The 18,066-nt window shown below is 73.3% G+C and carries 18 protein-coding genes and 1 tRNA gene; 14 read left to right on the top strand and 5 right to left on the bottom strand.

The genetic code is table 11. The annotated features are described in order from the left end of the window. Positions 1–37 precede the first annotated feature (37 nt). Complete coding sequence (locus tag ACZ7EC_RS04060) at positions 38–211, bottom strand: thiazolylpeptide-type bacteriocin (RefSeq protein ID WP_037657426.1); 174 nt, start codon at positions 209–211, stop codon at positions 38–40. 179 nt (positions 212–390) lie between these two features. On the opposite strand from ACZ7EC_RS04060, the gene ACZ7EC_RS04055 reads away from it, so the two are divergent. From ACZ7EC_RS04055 to ACZ7EC_RS04005, 11 genes are all read left to right on the top strand, one after another. Further along, positions 391–1,689 carry an amidohydrolase gene (locus ACZ7EC_RS04055; RefSeq protein WP_471057515.1) on the top strand — a complete coding sequence of 433 codons (1,299 nt, stop codon included), beginning with the start codon at positions 391–393 and terminating at the stop codon, positions 1,687–1,689. 255 nt (positions 1,690–1,944) lie between these two features. After that, entirely contained in the window at positions 1,945–3,111 is a 1,167-nt protein-coding gene (locus ACZ7EC_RS04050) for an MBL fold metallo-hydrolase (RefSeq protein ID WP_471057512.1), read from the top strand. 706 nt (positions 3,112–3,817) lie between these two features. After that, the gene (locus ACZ7EC_RS04045) at positions 3,818–5,671 is read left to right on the top strand and encodes a sensor histidine kinase (protein ID WP_471057509.1); all 1,854 of its coding nucleotides are present in this window, start codon (positions 3,818–3,820) and stop codon (positions 5,669–5,671) included. A 136-nt stretch (positions 5,672–5,807) separates the two neighbouring features. Further along, positions 5,808–6,242: a roadblock/LC7 domain-containing protein gene (locus ACZ7EC_RS04040; RefSeq protein WP_471057506.1), complete on the top strand. Its 435-nt coding sequence runs from the start codon at positions 5,808–5,810 to the stop codon at positions 6,240–6,242. Positions 6,243–6,244: 2 nt separating this feature from the next. Next, on the top strand, positions 6,245–6,616 hold the full coding sequence (locus ACZ7EC_RS04035; protein ID WP_471057866.1) for a DUF742 domain-containing protein: 372 nt from the start codon (positions 6,245–6,247) through the stop codon (positions 6,614–6,616). Beyond that, positions 6,594–7,196, top strand: coding sequence for a GTP-binding protein (locus ACZ7EC_RS04030; RefSeq protein WP_471057503.1), 603 nt, complete (start codon positions 6,594–6,596; stop codon positions 7,194–7,196). The genes ACZ7EC_RS04035 and ACZ7EC_RS04030 overlap by 23 nt, the downstream gene beginning before the upstream one ends. 61 nt (positions 7,197–7,257) lie before the next feature. Then, positions 7,258–7,833, top strand: coding sequence for a GAF domain-containing protein (locus ACZ7EC_RS04025; RefSeq protein ID WP_471057500.1), 576 nt, complete (start codon positions 7,258–7,260; stop codon positions 7,831–7,833). A 199-nt stretch (positions 7,834–8,032) separates the two neighbouring features. Continuing rightward, the gene (tdh, locus tag ACZ7EC_RS04020; RefSeq protein ID WP_471057497.1) at positions 8,033–9,061 is read left to right on the top strand and encodes an L-threonine 3-dehydrogenase; all 1,029 of its coding nucleotides are present in this window, start codon (positions 8,033–8,035) and stop codon (positions 9,059–9,061) included. A 47-nt stretch (positions 9,062–9,108) separates the two neighbouring features. Continuing rightward, on the top strand, positions 9,109–10,302 hold the full coding sequence (locus ACZ7EC_RS04015; RefSeq protein ID WP_471057494.1) for a glycine C-acetyltransferase: 1,194 nt from the start codon (positions 9,109–9,111) through the stop codon (positions 10,300–10,302). A 31-nt stretch (positions 10,303–10,333) separates the two neighbouring features. Continuing rightward, on the top strand, positions 10,334–11,236 hold the full coding sequence (locus tag ACZ7EC_RS04010) for a LysR family transcriptional regulator (RefSeq protein WP_471057491.1): 903 nt from the start codon (positions 10,334–10,336) through the stop codon (positions 11,234–11,236). 40 nt (positions 11,237–11,276) lie between these two features. Further along, positions 11,277–11,636 (top strand): MmcQ/YjbR family DNA-binding protein, encoded by a 360-nt coding sequence (locus tag ACZ7EC_RS04005; RefSeq protein WP_471057488.1) that lies wholly within the window; start codon positions 11,277–11,279, stop codon positions 11,634–11,636. Positions 11,637–11,766: 130 nt separating this feature from the next. On the opposite strand, the gene ACZ7EC_RS04000 is transcribed toward ACZ7EC_RS04005, so the two are convergent. Next, entirely contained in the window at positions 11,767–12,678 is a 912-nt protein-coding gene (locus ACZ7EC_RS04000) for a transketolase family protein (RefSeq protein WP_471057485.1), read from the bottom strand. Between the two features lie 72 nt (positions 12,679–12,750). Next, positions 12,751–13,458 (bottom strand): transketolase, encoded by a 708-nt coding sequence (locus ACZ7EC_RS03995; RefSeq protein WP_471057481.1) that lies wholly within the window; start codon positions 13,456–13,458, stop codon positions 12,751–12,753. Between the two features lie 125 nt (positions 13,459–13,583). Here ACZ7EC_RS03995 and ACZ7EC_RS03990 point away from each other — a divergent pair. Next, positions 13,584–13,657 (top strand) — tRNA-Pro (locus tag ACZ7EC_RS03990). Positions 13,658–13,859: 202 nt separating this feature from the next. Further along, a complete protein-coding gene (locus ACZ7EC_RS03985; RefSeq protein ID WP_471057478.1) occupies positions 13,860–14,624 on the top strand; it encodes an SDR family oxidoreductase in 765 nt (254 codons plus the stop codon). Here the strand turns inward: ACZ7EC_RS03985 and ACZ7EC_RS03980 are convergent. Both ACZ7EC_RS03980 and ACZ7EC_RS03975 read right to left on the bottom strand, forming a co-directional pair. Beyond that, the gene (locus ACZ7EC_RS03980) at positions 14,609–15,874 is read right to left on the bottom strand and encodes a cytochrome P450 family protein (protein ID WP_471057475.1); all 1,266 of its coding nucleotides are present in this window, start codon (positions 15,872–15,874) and stop codon (positions 14,609–14,611) included. The two genes, ACZ7EC_RS03985 and ACZ7EC_RS03980, sit on opposite strands and share 16 nt — an antisense overlap. Positions 15,875–16,292: 418 nt before the next feature. After that, on the bottom strand, positions 16,293–17,054 hold the full coding sequence (locus ACZ7EC_RS03975) for an SDR family oxidoreductase (RefSeq protein WP_471057472.1): 762 nt from the start codon (positions 17,052–17,054) through the stop codon (positions 16,293–16,295). A gap of 147 nt (positions 17,055–17,201) precedes the next feature. Between ACZ7EC_RS03975 and ACZ7EC_RS03970 the strand changes: the two genes are divergently transcribed. After that, entirely contained in the window at positions 17,202–18,062 is an 861-nt protein-coding gene (locus tag ACZ7EC_RS03970; RefSeq protein WP_471057469.1) for a helix-turn-helix transcriptional regulator, read from the top strand. Positions 18,063–18,066 lie beyond the last annotated feature (4 nt).

The raw sequence follows: 18,066 nt of genomic DNA, 5'->3' as shown, positions 1-18,066 counted from the left end.
CCGGCGGGGCCGGGGACCCTTCCACCGACGCCGGACGTCAGGCGGTGCAGGAGGTGGTGCTGGTGGTGCTGGAACAGGTGCTCGTGGAGGAGCAGCTCGTGGACGAACCGAGCATGACCTCGCTGGCGTCCGAGTAGTCGGTGATCTCGAAGGTCTCCGACTCGAGGTCCAGGATCTCCTGGGCGAGGGAGGCGAGGGCGTTGTCGGACATGACGACTCCTTCCGTTGCGGGGACGAGCGGTACGGCCGGTCGGACGGTTCGGGCCACGACACCCCGCCGGGGCGGGGAAGCCGGGGCCTTCCGGCACTCCACAGTTCTACGCGCGTCCGCGCGCACCCCCCTTGCCGTTCGCTGTCACCTCGCTGACACCCGCCCGAGGAGCCACTGACATGAGCACCGAGCACACCCGGACCAACCCCGAACTCCCCGGTCTCCCCGAGCTGTTGAAACCGGCCGCCGAGTTCTACCTCGACCTGCACCGCAACCCCGAACTCTCCGGCGCCGAGGCGCGCACCGCCGCCCGGTTCGCCGCATGGGCCGCCGCCGACGGCTACCGGGTGCTGCGCGGCATCGGCGGCCACGGCGTCGCGGCCGAACTGCGCAACGGCGACGGCCCCGCCGTGCTGCTGCGCGCCGAACTCGACGCCCTGCCCGTCGCGGAAGCCACCGGCGCGCCCTATGCCAGCACCGTCACCGCCGCCGGGCCCGACGGCCGCCCGGTCCCCGTGATGCACGCCTGCGGCCACGATGCCCACCTCGCCTGCGTGGCGGCCGCCGGCCGCTGGCTCGCGGCCCGCCGGGGGCTGTGGCGGGGCACCCTGCTCCTGCTCGGCCAGCCCGCGGAGGAGACCCTCAGCGGCGCCCGCGCCCTGCTGGAGGACGGTCTCTACGACCGCGTCACCCCGCCCGACGAGATACTCGCCCAGCACACCGCGCCCTTCCCCGCCGGGATGGTGGCACACGCCGAGGGCCCGGTGCTGGCCGGCAGCCGCACCCTGTCCGTCGCCTTCGAGGGCGAGGGCGGCCACGCCGCCACCGCGCATCTCGCCGCGGACCCGCTGCGGGCCGCCGCCGGGCTGGTGACACGGCTGCCGGAGATCGCGGCCGGCGAGAGCGATCGCCCCACCGTCACCGCCACCGCGCTGCGCGCCGGGGACGCCGGGCAGCCCGGAAACGTCATCCCCGACCGCGCCGACCTGCTCGTCTCCCTGCGCGGCTTCTCCGAACCGGCCCTCGACCGCGCCGCCGCCGAGGTCGCACGGCTGGCCCGCACCGAGGCCGCGACCGCCGCGCTGCCGCCCCACGTCACCGTCACCACCGCCTCCCGCTCCGGCGTCACGACGAGCGACCCGGAGGTCACCGCCCACGTCCGCACCGCCCACCGGTCCGCGTTCGGCACCACCCGCGTCACGGCCTGGCCCCCCGCCCTGGCCACCGAGGACTTCCCGCTCCTGACCGGCGCGGGGGCGCATCTGCACGGCCGCACCGGCATCCGCGGCTGCTACTGGATGCTCGGCGCCACCGGCCCTGCCCAATGGTCCGCCGCCCCCGGCCCCGACCCCGCCGGCAAACTCCGCGCCCTCCCACCGAACCACTCACCCCGCTACCTGCCGAGCGTCCGCCTGACCTTGCAGACAGGCATCACGGCACTGGTGAGCGCGGCGCTGGCGCGGCTGGGGCGGAGGTGAAAGCGCGGCGGCCGGGCCCCGCCACGCTGCCCCGCCGAACCCGGGCCCTCCGCCCTGCACAGCGCCCGAAGGCGTCCGCGAGCCGCGTGCCAGGCCCGCCCCCTCCTCCAGCGTGCGACTGGAGGCCGGGTCGGTGCCGGGTGAGGGGCGTGCGCCGTCCACGGACCGGACCGGCGTTCAGGAGGACCGGGTCGTGTCCGGGTTGCCGGATGGTCCGACCATAATGGGGGGCCCACCACTCAACCGGGAGGTACCGTGACCGGTCCGCGTTCCTCGACCTCAGGGCCCCGTGTGCCGCGCCCGGCGGCCTTCGGAGCGGACCCGGACGGTGAGCGCCTGGCACGCATCCGCCGCTCCCCGCACTTCAAGGACGGCGTCTTCCAGAACCCCGGCGGCGCCGCGCGCACCCGGCCCTCCGGCTCGGCGCTGGACTTCGCGAAGGTCTTCTTCGACAAGGAGACCCGGCCGCTGCGCGCCCCCGCGGGGACCATCCCGGTGCACCCCACGACCTTCGCCGACCTCGCCCGGCCGCCCGCCACGGGGCTGCGGCTGACCTGGATGGGCCACTCCAGCGTGCTCGCGGAGATCGACGGCCACCGGGTGCTGTTCGACCCGGTCTGGGGCGAGCGCTGCTCCCCCTTCCCCTTCGCCGGGCCCAAGCGGCTGCACCCCGTGCCGCTGCCGCTCGCCGCACTCGGCGACGTCGACGTGGTGGTGATCTCCCACGACCATTACGACCACCTCGACCTGCCCACCATCAAGGCGCTGGCCGGCACCGGCACCGTCTTCGCCGTACCGCTCGGCGTCGGTGCCCACCTCGAACACTGGGGCGTCGCCCCGGACCGGCTGCGCGAACTGGACTGGCACGAGTCGACCCGGATCGGCGGGATCACCCTCACCGCCACCCCGGCCCGCCACTTCTGCGGCCGCGGCCTGCGCAACACCCAGCACACCCTGTGGGCCTCCTGGGCCGTCGCCGGCGAGGAGCACCGGATCTACCACAGCGGCGACACCGGCTACTTCGACGGCTTTCGGGACATCGGCGCCGCCCACGGCCCGTTCGACGCCACCATGATCCAGATCGGGGCGTACAGCGAGTTCTGGCCGGACATCCACATGCGGCCCGACGAGGGTCTGCGCGCCCACCTGGATCTGCAGGGCGGCGCCCCGCACGGCGTGCTGCTCCCGATCCACTGGGGCACCTTCAACCTCGCCCCGCACGCGTGGGCCGAGCCGGGGGAGTGGACCAAGGAGGTCGCCGAGGAGGCCGGCCAGGCGGTCGCCCTGCCCCGCCCCGGCGAGCCCTTCGAGCCGGCCGGGAAGCTGCCGGCGGAGGCGTGGTGGCGTGGCGTGTCCGGCGAGGTGCGCCGGACCTGGCGCTCGGTCGGCGCGCTGGTCGCGGAGCCGCCGAAGCGCGGCTGAGGCGCCTCGGCCGATCGCGCCGAGACCGCCATCAGGGTCCCGGACCGTCGAGACAGGTGTCCTCCGGTCTCGACGGTGCCCACCGCCCGGCGCGTCGCGCCGGGCGGGGCGGCTCGTCGGGTCCGGGCCCGCTGGAAATCGGCTCCCCGCGGGCGGGGCGGTCGCCGTTCGCGCTACCCGCTCACCCGGTCCGGCGGGCAGCCCGGTCCGGCGCGCCGCCTCTTCGGCCCCCTCGCGGGTGAACCCCCTCAAGACGACGGCATCCGCGCCCCCGTCGAACCCCCTCAAAGCGACGGCACCCCTCGCCCCCGTCGCCTCCGCGCCGCTCATCGGCCAGGGCCGCCCGGCACGCGCGTATCGAGGGCCAAGGGGGACACGCTCAGTGACATCCGACGATGCTCCGGGGTGCGGTTCCGGGTGGCCCGATGGGAGCGCAGGTGCGTCGGCCGAGGGTGGATCGGGGCCCGAGACGAGCGGTGGTCGTCCTGACGTGGTCGCTCTTTCTGACCGCTTTTGATCGGAACCTATCGTTCTTTTTCGGGCCGATCGGGGGAGGCCCGGCCCGGTTATCGGTCTTTCGTACGGGGCCTCATACCAGAGCGGGACGCTGGGCGGGGAAGTTTGGCAACTGCCCCTCGCACATGAGGCGGAGGTGACTACCGTGAGTGTCCGACCCCAGGCCCGACGGACCAGTACGAGGACGCAGATGTCTCACCTTCGCGCACCGGGCACCCGTGCCGACCGCCGGGAGGGCGGGCGGCACGGACGGCCGGTCGCCCGACCCGCTCCCGCACTGCCCGAGACGCACATACGGCCCCAGCTGATGCGGCTCGCCGTGCTGCCCCCGCTCGCGGTCGCCCTCGGCGGCACCGCCGCCGTCCTGTTCACCATCCGCTCCACCGGCGCCCGCACCGGCCCCGTCCTGTGGGCCGTGCTCGGCGGCGCGGTCGCCGTGGCCGTCGCCGGCATCCTGATCGCCGCCGTGGCCGCCGACCGCGCCGCCCGCACCGTCGCCGACCGCGTCGACGACCTGCGCCGCACCGCCGCCCGCGGCGAGGCCGAGCTGCGGGAACTCGTGGACGCGCTGCGCCAGGGGGCGGCCCCGGCGCAGCGCGTGACCCGCCGCCGCCCGCCCGCCGACGCCGACGACTTCGAACTGCTCGCCGCCGACCTGGCCCGCGCGCAGGACGGCGCCGTCACCGCCGTCCTGCGGGCCGCGCAGCTCTCCAGTCACGCGGGCAACGAGCAGAAACTCGAAGTCTTCGTCAACCTCGCGCGCCGGCTCCAGTCCCTCGTGCACCGCGAGATCTCCATCCTGGACGACCTGGAACACGAGATCGAGGACCCCGACCTGCTCAAGGGCCTCTTCCACGTGGACCACCTGGCCACCCGCATCCGGCGGCACGCCGAGAACCTCGCCGTGCTCGGCGGCGCCGTCTCCCGGCGCCAGTGGAGCAACCCGGTGAGCATGACCGAGGTGCTGCGCTCCGCCATCGCCGAGGTCGAGCAGTACTCCCGCGTCAAACTGGTGCCCCCGATCGACGGGGAACTGCGCGGCCACGCCGTCGCCGACGTCATCCACCTGCTCGCCGAACTCATCGAGAACGCCACGGTGTTCTCCGCCCCCGGCACCCAAGTGCTGCTGCGCGCGGGCCTCGTCACCTCCGGCCTCGCCGTCGAGGTCGAGGACCGCGGGCTCGGCATGCCCGTCGGCGAACAGAACCGGATGAACGCCCTGCTCGCCGACCCCGACCAGGTCAACGTCGCCAGCCTGCTGGCCGACGGCCGCATCGGCCTCTACGTCGTCTCCCAGCTCGCCCGCCGGCACGGCATCGGCGTACGGCTCCAGGGCAACATCTACGGCGGGGTCCAGGCCGTACTCGTCGTCCCCGAGGCCCTGTTGGGGGCCCCGCAGGCGGAGTCGGCGGCACCGGCCGCCACCCTGCCGCCCACCCCGCCCCAGCCGGTACGGCCCGTGCCCGCGCCCGCGGCTCCGCCCGTGTATCCAACGTCCTTCGCGGATACGGAAGTCCACACCCACGACGACCCGCCCCCGCTCCCGGTCCGCGGCGCCCACCGCGAGCGCCCCACCCCCGCCGAGGCCGCACCCGGCATCCGGGCCCGGCACCGGGCGGTGGTCGAGGAGCACCAGGGCGTCATGCCCACCCCGCGCGTCGACACCGTGCGCGGCACCATGGCCAAGCCCCGACTGCCGCGCCGCAGGGCCCAGGAGAACCTCGTCCCCCAGCTCCGCGGCGGCCCCGCGCCCCGCCAGGAGGACGACACCCTCGGGGGACACGACCCCGGACTGATGGCGGCCTTCCAGCGCGGCATGGGCCTCGCCGAAGCGGCCCACCCGGACACGGACGCCGGGCACGGGAACACCGGGCCCGCGCCCTCCTCCGTGCTCACCCCCGCCGAGCCGGCACCCCTGCGGATCCTCCACCGCGAGCAGGTTCCGCCCCAAGAGGCAGCGGCACCAAGCCGCTTGGAGCACGGCCACGCCGACCCGTCGTCCCCGCCCGCCGGCCCGGCCGGGGGCAGCGCACCGGCCGGCTGACTGCCGTACACCGTCGACCCCCGCACCCCCGTCGTACCACGCCCCCGCCCCCCGAGCCGCGACCGCCGACCCCCAGCCGTCACCCCCGACCCCCAGCGCCGTCCCAGACCTTCGTACCCCAAGGAGTCGATCCACCATGGCGAGCGATGCGCCGACCGCTCACGCATCCGATCTCGACTGGCTGCTCAGCGGCCTTGTGCAGCGTGTACCGCACACCAGCAGCGCGGTGCTGCTGTCCTGCGACGGACTGGTGAAGTCCGTGCACGGCCTCGACCCGGACAGCGCCGACCACATGGCCGCCCTCGCCTCCGGCCTGTACTCGCTCGGCCGCAGCGCGGGCGTCCGGTTCGGGGACGGCGGCGACGTACGGCAGGTCGTGGTGGAACTCGCCGCCACCCTGCTGTTCGTCACCACCGCCGGCTCCGGCACCTGTCTCGCCGTGCTGGCGGGCCGCGAGGCCGACGCGGCCGTGCTCGGGTACGAGATGGCGATGCTGGTCAAGAGCGTGCGCCCCTATCTGGTCACCGCCCCCCGGCAGCAGGCCGTCGAATCCACGGCGCCGGGGCATTGAGCGTGGCCGCGGCCGGCGACGGGCCCTGGCTGGACGACGCGGCCGGACGGCTGGTACGCCCGTTCACGGTCAGCAACGGCCGCACCGAACCCAGCGTCGCACTCGACCTGATCTCGCAGGTGATGGCCACCGGCGTCACCCCGCTCGGCTACCTCGGCCCCGAACACGCCCAGGCGCTCGACCTGTGCCGGGGGCCCGTCTCGGTCGCCGAGGTCGCGGCCCACCTGAAACTGCCCGCCGCGGTCACCAAGATCCTGCTCGCGGACCTGGTCGACTGCGGGCTGCTGACCACCAAACCACCCGCGTTCCGCCACACACCCACCGACCGGTCCCTGCTGGAGGCAGTGCTCGATGGACTACGACGACAGCTCTGACCCGTTCCCCACCGCGCTCAAGATCCTCGTGGCGGGCGGGTTCGGGGTCGGCAAGACCACCTTCGTGGGCGCGGTCAGCGAGATCGCCCCGCTGAGCACGGAGGAGCTGCTCACCACGGTCAGCGCCGCGACCGACAGCCTCGAAGGCATCGAGAACAAGATGGAGACCACGGTCGCCATGGACTTCGGCCGGATCTCCCTCGATCCGGACCATGTGCTCTACCTGTTCGGCACCCCCGGCCAGGAGCGGTTCTGGTTCATGTGGGACGAGCTGTCCGAGGGCGCGCTCGGCGCGGTGATCCTCGCCGACACCCGCCGGCTCCAGGACTGCTTCGCCGCCGTGGACTTCTTCGAGGAACGCGGACTCGGGTTCATCGTCGCCGTCAACGAGTTCGACGGCGGCCACCGCTACGACACCGAGGAGGTGCGCGCCGCCATCGACCTCGACCCCGAGGTGCCGGTGGTGCGCTGCGACGCCCGGATCTCCAGCTCCGGCGTGGCGACCCTGCTGGTCCTCGTCCGCCATCTGCTCGCCCACACCCCGGAGCCCGCGCCGAGCCACGGCGCCGCGCACCGGTGAACCGACCGACCGCCCACGGAGTTCCCCAGATGAGGCACCCGCACAGCGACGGAGCCCGGCCATGAGCTACGAGCCGCCCCGGCCGGTCCGCGGTCTGCTGCTCACCCCGGAGGACAAGGAGGCCCCCGCCCGCGTCCGGCGGCTGCGGGCGCTCGGCCTCGGGGAGCGGACCGACCCCGCGCTCGACGCCTTCGCGGACCATCTCGCCCGCCTCACCGGCGCGCCCTACGCCATGGTCAACTTCATCGGCGAGGAACGGCAGTTCTTCGCCGGGCTGCGCGTCCCGGCCGTCGCCCCCGTCCTGCGGGAGGACGGCAGCCCGGCGCTGTGGGGCCGGACGCTCCCCCGCGACCACGGGTTCTGCCCCCATGTGGTGGTCCGGCGCAAGGCCCTGGTCCTGGAGGACGTCCGCGACTACCCCCGGTTCGCGGGCAACCCGGTCGTGGACGAGTACGGCATCCGCTCCTACCTCGGCGCCCCGCTCCTCGACGGCACCGGAATGCCGCTCGGCACCGTGTGCGCCGCCGACACCGGGCCGCGCGCCTGGGGCAGGGAGGGGCTGGAGACCATCAAGGCGCTCGCCGCCGATCTCGTCGTACGGATCGAACGCAGCGCACGCGACGGGCTGCCCATCTGACCACCGGCACCGGTGACAGGGGGCCTGAGAGTGTGACAGGGGAGGCGTGAAGGAAAGCTGTGGCGGCGGTTAAGAAAAGCTCGATGGATTACGGCGCGTCGATACGGCAGATTGCACGGTGATTCCACTTCTCTGACCCTGTGCGGCGCGACCCTTCGGCATGCCCGCGCACGGGACCTCACCCACAGGAGCCGCACGCGTGAAGGCGCTGGTCAAGGACAAGGCGGAGCCCGGACTCTGGCTGACGGACGTCCCGGAGCCCGCGATGGGGGCCGGCGACGTGCTGATCAAGGTCCTGCGGACCGGTATCTGCGGCACCGACCTGCACATCCGGGCCTGGGACGGCTGGGCGCAGCAGGCGATCAGCACGCCGCTGGTGCTCGGGCACGAGTTCGTCGGCGAGGTCGTCTCGGTCGGCCGGGACGTCACCGACGTCCAAATCGGCGACCGGGTCAGCGGCGAGGGCCACCTGGTGTGCGGCAAGTGCCGCAACTGCCTGGCCGGGCGCCGCCATCTGTGCCGGGCCACCGTCGGCCTCGGCGTCGGCCGCGACGGCGCGTTCGCCGAGTTCGTGTCCCTGCCCGCGACCAACGTCTGGGTGCACCGCGTCCCGGTCGATCTGGACGTCGCCGCGATCTTCGACCCGTTCGGCAACGCCGTGCACACGGCGCTGTCCTTCCCGCTGGTCGGCGAGGACGTCCTGATCACCGGCGCCGGCCCGATCGGCCTGATGGCCGCCGCCGTCGCCCGGCACGCGGGCGCCCGCAACGTCGTCGTCACCGACGTCAGCGAGGAGCGCCTCGAGCTGGCCCGCAAGATCGGCGCGACCCTCGCGCTGAACGTCGCCGGGACCACCATCGCCGACGGACAGCGGCAGCTCGGCCTGCGGGAGGGCTTCGACATCGGCCTGGAGATGTCCGGCCGGGCCGAGGCCATGCGCGAAATGATCGCCAACATGACGCACGGCGGCCGGATCGCCATGCTCGGTCTGCCCGCCGCGGAGTTCCCCGTCGACTGGGCCCGGATCGTCACCTCGATGATCACCATCAAGGGCATCTACGGCCGGGAGATGTTCGAGACCTGGTACGCGATGTCGGTGCTGCTGGAGGGCGGCCTCGATCTCGCCCCCGTGATCACCGGCCGGTACGGCTACCGCGACTTCGAGGCGGCCTTCGCGGACGCCGCGAGCGGCAAGGGCGGCAAGGTCATCCTCGACTGGACCGCGTAAGTCACCCGCTTGGCGTAAGCCACCCGCATTGCTTAGGAGCTTCTGTCATGTTCGACACCGTCCGCGACGACCTGCGCGCCACCCTCGACGAGATCCGCGCCGCCGGCCTGCACAAGCCCGAACGGGTCATCGGCACCCCGCAGTCCGCCACCGTCAGCGTCACCGCCGGCGGCCGCCCCGGCGAGGTCCTCAACTTCTGCGCCAACAACTACCTCGGCCTCGCCGACCACCCCGAGGTCGTCGCCGCCGCCCACGAGGCCCTGGACCGCTGGGGCTACGGCATGGCCTCCGTCCGCTTCATCTGCGGCACCCAGGAAGTGCACAAGGAGCTGGAGGCACGGCTCTCCTCGTTCCTCGGCCAGGAGGACACGATCCTCTACTCCTCCTGCTTCGACGCCAACGGCGGTGTCTTCGAGACCCTGCTCGGCGAGGAGGACGCGGTGATCTCCGACGCCCTCAACCACGCCTCCATCATCGACGGCATCCGGCTCTCCAAGGCCCGCCGCTACCGCTACGCCAACCGCGACCTCGCCGACCTGGAGGCGAAGCTCAAGGAGGCGTCCGGCGCCCGGCGGCGGCTGATCGTCACCGACGGCGTGTTCTCCATGGACGGCTACGTCGCCCCGCTGCGCGAGATCTGCGACCTCGCCGACCGCTACGACGCGATGGTCATGGTCGACGACTCGCACGCCGTCGGCTTCGTCGGCCCCTCGGGTCGCGGCACCCCCGAGCTGCACGGCGTGATGGACCGCGTGGACATCATCACCGGCACCCTCGGCAAGGCCCTCGGCGGCGCCTCCGGCGGCTATGTCGCCGCCCGCGCCGAGATCGTCGCCCTGCTGCGCCAGCGCTCGCGCCCGTACCTGTTCTCCAACACCCTCGCCCCGGTGATCGCCGCCGCCTCCCTCAAGGTCCTCGACCTGCTGGAGTCCGCCGACGACCTGCGGGTGCGGCTGGCCGAGAACACCAAGCTGTTCCGCACCCGGATGACCGCGGAGGGCTTCGACGTCCTCCCCGGCGACCACGCCATCGCCCCGGTGATGATCGGCGACGCGGCGCGGGCGGGCCGGATGGCCGAACTGCTCCTGGAGCGCGGCGTCTACGTGATCGGCTTCTCCTACCCGGTCGTCCCGCAGGGCCAGGCCCGTATCCGCGTCCAGCTCTCCGCCGCGCACTCCACCGCGGACGTCGACCGCGCGGTGGACGCCTTCATCGCGGCGCGCGCGGAGCTGGGGGCCTGATCAGGGGATTCCACCTGGGATAATCGGGGGCATGATCGAGGCACGGCGGCTCCACATCCTCCGTGCGGTGGCCGACCACCGCACGGTCACCGCGGCGGCCGCCGCCCTCTACCTCACCCCCTCCGCCGTCTCCCAGCAGCTGACCGCCCTGGAGCAGGAGACCGGCCACCGGCTGGTCGAGCGGGGCGCCAAGGGCGTACGGCTCACCCCCGCCGGCGAGATCCTGCTCGGGCACACCAACGTGGTCCTCGCCCAGCTGGAGCGCGCCGAGGCGGAACTCGCGGCCTACGGCTCGGGCGAGGCCGGCACGGTCACCGTGGCGGCCTTCGCGACCGGCATCGCCCAGGTCGTGGCCCCCGCCGTGGCCCGCCTCGCCGGCACCGCGCCCGGCATCCGCATCCGGGTGCGGGACGCGGAGGGCGACGCCAGCCTGCCGATGGTCCTCGACCGGCAGGTGGACGTGGCGGTGGCCGTCGAGTACCGGGGCGCGCCGTCCGCGGACGACCCCCGGCTCACCCATGTCCCGCTCTACGCCGAGCCGTTCGACGCCGTGGTCCCCGTCGGCCACCGCCTCGCCGACTCGGCGGAGGTGCCGCTCGCCGAGCTGGCCAAGGACCCCTGGATCGGGCCGTACCCCGGCAACCCCTGCCACGACGTCGTCGTACTGGCCTGCGAGAGCGCCGGCTTCCAGCCCCGCCTCGAACACTCCTCGGACGACTTCCGCGCGGTGGTCGCCCTCGCCTCCGCCGACGCGGGCGTCGCCCTCGTGCCCCGCTCCGCGCTGCGCGGCATGGACCTCAGCGACGTGGTCGTACGGCCGGTCGACGGCGTGGCCCCCACCCGCCGCGTCTTCGCCGCGGTGCGCCGGGGTGCGGAGGGGCATCCGCTGATCAGGCCGGTGCTGACGGCGCTGGGCGGGGCGGCGCGGGGCTGACCACCGGGCATTGTCAGTGGCCGGCGCTACGGTGCGTGGCATGCCGGATGCCGAAGCTGTACGACGTATCGCGCTGTCCTTCCCCGACACCACGGAGAAGACCGCCTGGAACATGCCCACCTTCCGGGTGGCCGGGAAGATGTTCGCGACGCTGCCCGAGGACGAGACGTCCGTCGCCGTGCGCTGTCCGAAGGAGGAGCGGGACGAACTGGTGCTGGCCGAGCCGGAGAAGTTCTGGATCGCCGGGCACGAGGCGCAGTTCGCCTGGATCAGGGCGCGGCTCGCGGCCCTGGAGGACGAGGCCGAACTCCGGGACATCCTCGCCGACTCCTGGCGCCAGGCCGCCCCGCCCCGACTCCACGAATCCCACCCGGAGTTGGGCGCCCCGCCCGCCCGGTGAAATGCCCCGCGGCCCGGTGCAGGACAGCGGCATGATCCCGTCGCCCTCCTCCTCGCCGTGCCCGCGGTCCGCGACCTGGTACGAGCGGACGCGCCCCGGCCGCGAGCCGACGCCCGGCCGTCACCCCGCCTCACACCCCGGCGCGCGCCCCCAGGAACCCCCCGATCCGTTCCCGCAGACTCCGCGCGTCCAGGCCGTGCGCTGCGGTGTGCTCCTCGACCGTGCCGTACCGGCGCAGCTCCCGGCGGCCGACCCCGAGGCCGAGGACCCGATGCGGGAGGTCCGCGAGGGCGTCGTTCACCGCGGCGGTCGACGTGCCCGCGAGATACGGCTCGACCACGACCACGTCCGTCCCCGCCGCACCGGCCGCCCGGCGCAGACCTGCCGAGTCGAACGGCCGTACGGTCGTCGCGTAGAGCACGGTCACATCCATGCCCTCGGTCGCGTCGAGCACCGCGTCCAGCAGCGGGCCCACCGCGAGCACCACACCGGCCCGGCCCTGCCGCAAGGTCACGAACCGCTCGCCGTCCACCGCGTGCGCCCGCCGGTTGGACTGCACGGACAGCCGTACGTACACCCGCTCGTCGCCCGCCGCGACCGCGTGCCGCAGCAGGGTCTCGGCCTCGTCGGGGTGGCCCGGCACATGCACGGTCCAGCCGTCCAGGGTGTCCAGCAGGGCCACATCACCCGGCGCCATATGGGTGAACCCGCCGGCCGGCCAGTCGAAGGAGGCGGCGGCGCTCACCAGCACCGCCCCCGTGCCCTGATGCCCGAAGTCCAGTTTGACCTGCTCGAACGGCCGCTCCACCAGGAAGCTGGCGAAGGTGTGGACGACGGGCCGCAGCCCGGTCAGCGCCATCCCGGCCGCCGCCCCCACCAGCAGCTGCTCGCGGATGCCGACGTTGACCACCCGGTCGGGATGCCGGGCGATGGCCTCGGTGAAGGCGTCCTTGCCGATCTCGGCGAGGACGACCGCGACACGCGGGTCCTCGTCCAGGAGCCGGGAGACGACGGGAGCGAAACGGTCGCGCATGGTGTCCATGGAGATGTCGCCCTTTCGGAGCGTGAGACTTTCGGAGCGTGAGAGAGGTTTTCGGGGACGCGGGGGGCGTTGTCAGGCGTTCTTCGGCTCGACGCGGGCCACGACGACGTGCGGCCGCCCCGGATGCGGTGCGGTGAACGCCTCGTACAGGGCCGCGTGGTCCCGCCCGTCGACGGTCGCCGCCGACCAGCCCGCGGCCTCGAACCGGGCGGCGATCCCGCCGGGCCGGGCGTGGCTGGCGGAGGAGTTGTCCACCACGACGGTGTGCAGCCGGTCCAGACCGGCGGGCCCGGCGAAGGCGATCGCCTCGTGATTGCTGCCCTCGTCCAGTTCGGCGTCCCCGATCAGCACCCAGACCGCGGGATCGCCGAGGCCCCGGGCCCGCAACCCGAGCGCGGTCCCCACGCCGATGGGCAGCCCGTGCCCGAGCGAGCCGCTGCCGATCTCGGCCCCCGGCACCAGCATCCGGTCCGGGTGGTGCCCGAGCGGGGAGTCGTATCCGCCGAAGCCGGGCAGCCAGTCGACCGGCAGGAAGCCCTTGGCGGCCAGCACCGCGTAGTACGCCATCGGACCGTGCCCCTTGCTCAGCAGGAACCGGTCCCGGCCCGGATCCTGCGCCCGCTCCGGCGTGACGCGCAGGACCCGGTCGTAGAGCACCCACAGCACATCGAGCGTGGAGGTGGCCGCCGGGCCGTGCTTCTCGTCCCCGGTCATGAGACTCATCAGCCGGGGCAGGTCGGCGTACTCGTGGGCGCGGTGGTCGTCCGTTGTGATCGTCATGGACGACAGCGTGCAACCTCAACCTAACTTGAGGTCAACCCCCTGCGCCGGGCGCGATCACCGAGCCGAGTGCGGTATTGTTGCCCTGCGCGTTGCGACCGGCGAAACCGCAGGTCAAACGGCAACGGGACGTGGCGCAGCTTGGTAGCGCACTTGACTGGGGGTCAAGGGGTCGCAGGTTCAAATCCTGTCGTCCCGACTGGAGACAGTCGCAGATCAGGGGCGGGTTTCGGAGCGATCCGAAACCCGCCCCTCGATCATTTCCGGCCGGCGCGCGTCGGCAACCGCGGGCCGTCCGAGATGCGTGCCCCTCCGCCAGGTGAGTTCATGGGTCGTGACGTGGCTCCAGGCGTTCGCCGGAGCCACGCCGTCCCTGTTCGGAAGATCGCAGGAGGGCTGTCATGGCCGGCACCCCGGACAAGACTCTCAACGGCAAGGTCGCCTTCGTCGGCGGCGCGTCCCGCAATCTGGGCGGGCTGATCAGCACGACCCTCGGGGCCGAGGGCGCCCTGGTCGCGGTGCACTACAACAGCGAATCCTCCCGTGCCAAGGCCGAGGACGTCGTCGCGCAGATCAACCAGGGTCCGGGCGAGGCGTTCGCCGTCCAGGCCGACCTGACGAAGGTCGCCGAGGTGGAGAAGGTCTTCGACGAGGTGCTCAGCCGCTTCGGCAAGCTCGACTACAGCATCAACACCGCTGGCATGGTGCTGAAGAAGCCGCTCACCGAGATCACCGAGGAGGAGTACGACCGGATGTTCGCGGTCAACTCCAAGGCCGCGTTCTTCGTGATGCGCGAGGCGGCGCGCCGGATGGAGGACGGCGGGAAGATCATCACGATCGTCACCTCGCTGCTCGCCGCGTACACCGGCCTGTACTCCGTGTACGCGGGCAGCAAGGCGCCGGTCGAGCACTTCACCCGCGCCCTGTCGAAGGAGCTGTTCGGCCGGAACATCTCGGTCAACAACGTCGCACCGGGCCCGATGGACACGTCGTTCTTCTACCCCGCCGAGGACGACGATTCCGTGGCTTACCACAAGTCGTCCGCGATGAACGGCGAGCTGACCAAGATCGAGGACATCGTGCCGTGGATCCGCCACCTGCTGACCGAGGGATGGTGGGCCAACGGCCAGACGATCTTCCTCAACGGCGGCTACACCACCCGCTGACCCGGTCGAACCGGGCCCGGCCCCCCGGCCGGGCGCAGGCGGACGGGCAGGGCCAGGTGCCCGTTGCTGATCAGGGTCGGCAGCGGCCGCAGCTCCCCGGCGGGTACCGCGAGCCGCATCTCGGGGAAGCGCGCGAACAACCGCCGCAGGGCGGTGGCGACTTCGAGGCGGGCGAGCGGGGCGCCGAGGCAGAAGTGGACGCCGTGCCCGAACGCCAGGTGGTCCTTGGTGGTCCGGGTGGCGTCGAAGCGGTCGGCGTCCCCGCCGTACCAGTCCGGGTGGCGGTTGGCGGCGGCGTAGGAGGCGAGGATGGCCTCCCCGGCCCGGATCGTCCTCCCGTCGGGCAGCGGGATGTCCTCGACCGCGAAGCGCAGCGGCAAGTGCTTGACGGCCGACTCGTGGCGCAGGGTCTCCTCCACGACATCGTCCCAGCCGCACCGCCCGGCCCGGACATGCTCCAGCTGTGCGGGGTCGGTCAGCAGGGAGGCGACGGCGTGGTCGATGACGTTGACGGTGGTCTCGTATCCGGCACTGATCATCAGCACCAGGGTGCCGCGCAGTTCGGCGTCCGTGAGGGAGCCGCCGTCGCCCTCCTCGTCGCGGGCGGCGATCAGCAGCGAGGTCATGTCGGCGCCGGGCGCGGCACGCTTCGCCGCGATCAGCTCGTCCAGCTGCCGGTAGAGGACGGCCGTGTTCGCCGTGGCCTCCTCGGCGGACAGGGTGGTGGCGAACACCCGGTCCACCACCGTACGCAGCCCGCTCGACCGGGCGGGGGAGAGGCCCAGCATGCGGCCGATGACCGCGATGGGCAGGGGGTAGGCCAACCGCTCGCGCAGGTCGACCACTTCACCGGGAGGGAGGGCTTCCAGGCCGTCGAGAATGCCGGTGACGAGGTCCTCGACCACGGGCGCCAGGGCGGCGATGCGGCGGGCGGAGAACGCCGGGGCGACCAGTCGGCGCAGCCGGCGGTGGTCGCTGCCGTAGGCGGTGAACATGTTGTCGACCGCCACCCAGAGGGCGAGCGGCCAGGTGGGGACGGTGGCGGCGAAGGCCGGCCAGTGCGCGCGCCCGTCCTTGGAGACGGCCGCGCTGGTCAGGAGCTGCTTCAGGAGGCCGGGCTCGGAGACGGACCACGCGGTCACCCCGAGGATGTCCACGGGGGTGGCCGCCCCACGGGCGTGCAGCGCCCGGTGCTCGGCGTGGTGGTCGCAACCGGTGGGGTCGAGGACGAGCGGCTGGTCTTCGGACACGGCCGGGGCTCCTTCGGCGGGCGACGGGAATGGCGGCGGGCCGGACGGCGGGGAGAGGAGACCAGCACGGAGCGGCACACCGGACCGGCCTCGACGCCCCGAGAGCGTCGTGCGCAGCGGGTTCGGGAATGCCATGTCCGCACGCCTCCGTCGAGAGGTGTCACGAACCGCGTGCCGACGGGGGAGGCCGAGTCCGGCTTCCCCCGGCAGCCGGCCGTGTGAGCAGGGTAGAGGCCGCGCGCCGGGTCGAGGGGCCGTGACCGGGGAAGATACGCCGGGATGACTTCCCGGCATCCCCTACGGCGAGTACCGCCGCCGCGTCCTCGCCTCCCACACCCGCGACAGGAGTTTCCCGCCGTGCGAACCGAGGCCCACCGGGACAGCCGGGACGCACCGTGACGGCCCGGCTCCGCGGGCGTCAGCCCTCCCGGCCGGGGAGCATCGCCAGAGCGCGCGAGCGCTGGGCGACGAGGTCGGCGTAGGTGCCGTCGCGCTCCGCCCAGCGGTGCATGAGGACGCCGCGCACGAGGATCTCGTCGGGGGTGGGCTCCGCCGAGAGCAGGTCCATGACCTCGGTGGCGAAGGCGTCCAGCGGCAGCGCGTGCGGGTTCACCTTCTCCTGGCCCGCCGTGGCGACGGCCGGCGGGACGAGTTCCACGACGCCGACCCCGGTGCCGTCGAGCTGCGCGCGCAGCGCCTCGGAGTAGGCGTGCACCGCGGCCTTCGAGGCGGCATAGGTGGGCATGGGCGGGAAGGGCAGGAAGGCGATGCCGGAGGTGACGGTGACGAAGGTGCCGGCGCCCCGCCCGACCAGGTGCGGGGTGAAGGCGTCGACGACCCGGATGGTGCCGAGCAGATTGGTGTCGATCGTCGCCCGTGCCGCCTCGAAGTGCGCCGGGTCGCGCAGGTCCTCGAGGAGCATGACGCCCGACATCGTCACCACCGTGTCCAGCTCGGGATACCGGTCGAGCACGGCGTCACGGGCGGTCGCGACGGAGGAACCGTCGGTGACGTCGACCTCGAACGTGCCGAAGCCTTCCCTGGCCAGTTCCGCGAGCGCCGCGGGGTTGCGGCCGCCGACGGCCACGGTGCTGCCCGCCGCGGCGAACCGCCGGGCCAGCTCCCGCCCGATGCCCGAGGTGCCGCCGACGACGAGAACGGTGCGGTCGGTGAGATCCATCAGATTTTCCTCTTCTGTCCGAGACGGTTCGTCTTGAAACGGTGCTCCCCAGCCTGGGCCGCATCCGCCGGCCGTGGCAGGGCCCCCGTTCTCCCTGGTCCTGTCAGGACCCCCGCCGGCACACCCGCCCCGCATTACGGTGGCGGTATGAAAGACGAGGAATCCGGCAACCGGCTCGGCGCCTACCTGCGCGCCCGGCGTGAGCTGGTCACGCCGGCGCAGGCGGGGCTCCCGCCCGGCGGCAACCGCCGGGTCCCCGGACTGCGCCGCGAGGAGGTCGCCCTGCTCGCTGGCATCAGCCCCGACTACTACCTGCGCCTGGAGCGCGGGCGGGACAAGAACCCCTCACCGCAGGTCCTCGCCTCGCTCGCCCGCGTCCTGCGGCTGGACGACGTCGAGCGGACGTATCTGCTCGGCCTCGCGGCGGCCCGCCCCAGGGCCCCGCGCCGCAAGCGGCCCGAGCACGTCCCCGCGCGGGTGCACCAGCTGCTCGCCCACCTCCAGATCCCCGCGTTCGTGGAGGGCCGCGCCTTCGACGTGCTGGCCTCCAACCCCATGGCCCGCGCGTTCTCCCCTCGTCTGCGGCCCGGCGAGAACCGGCTGCGCTCCCTCCTCCTCGACCCCGAGGAGCGGGCCTTCCACCAGGACTGGACGAAGGCCACCGCCGACTTCGTCGCCGCCCTGCGCACCACCATCGGGGACGACACCGACGACCCCCGCTTCGTGGAACTCGTCGGCGAACTCGCCCTGTCCAGCAGCCGGTTCCGCACCCTGTGGGCCCGGCACGACGTCCGCGGGCTGGACGGCGGCACCACCACCGTCCACCACCCCGTCGTCGGCGATCTGCGCCTGCACCGCGACAAACTGCCCGTCGAGGACGTCATCCTCGTCGTCTACTACCCCGACAAGGACAGCGACAGCGACGAGAAACTGCGGCTCCTCGCCGCGCTGTCCCAGAGCGATTCCCCGGACGCCGGGCGCCGCGTACCCCCGGTGCCCGAGGGGTAGAGGA

The organism is Streptomyces sp. NPDC037203, assembly GCF_055605065.1.
Note: the sequence above shows the minus strand (reverse complement) of the source record. Positions and strands in the feature narration are given on the sequence as shown.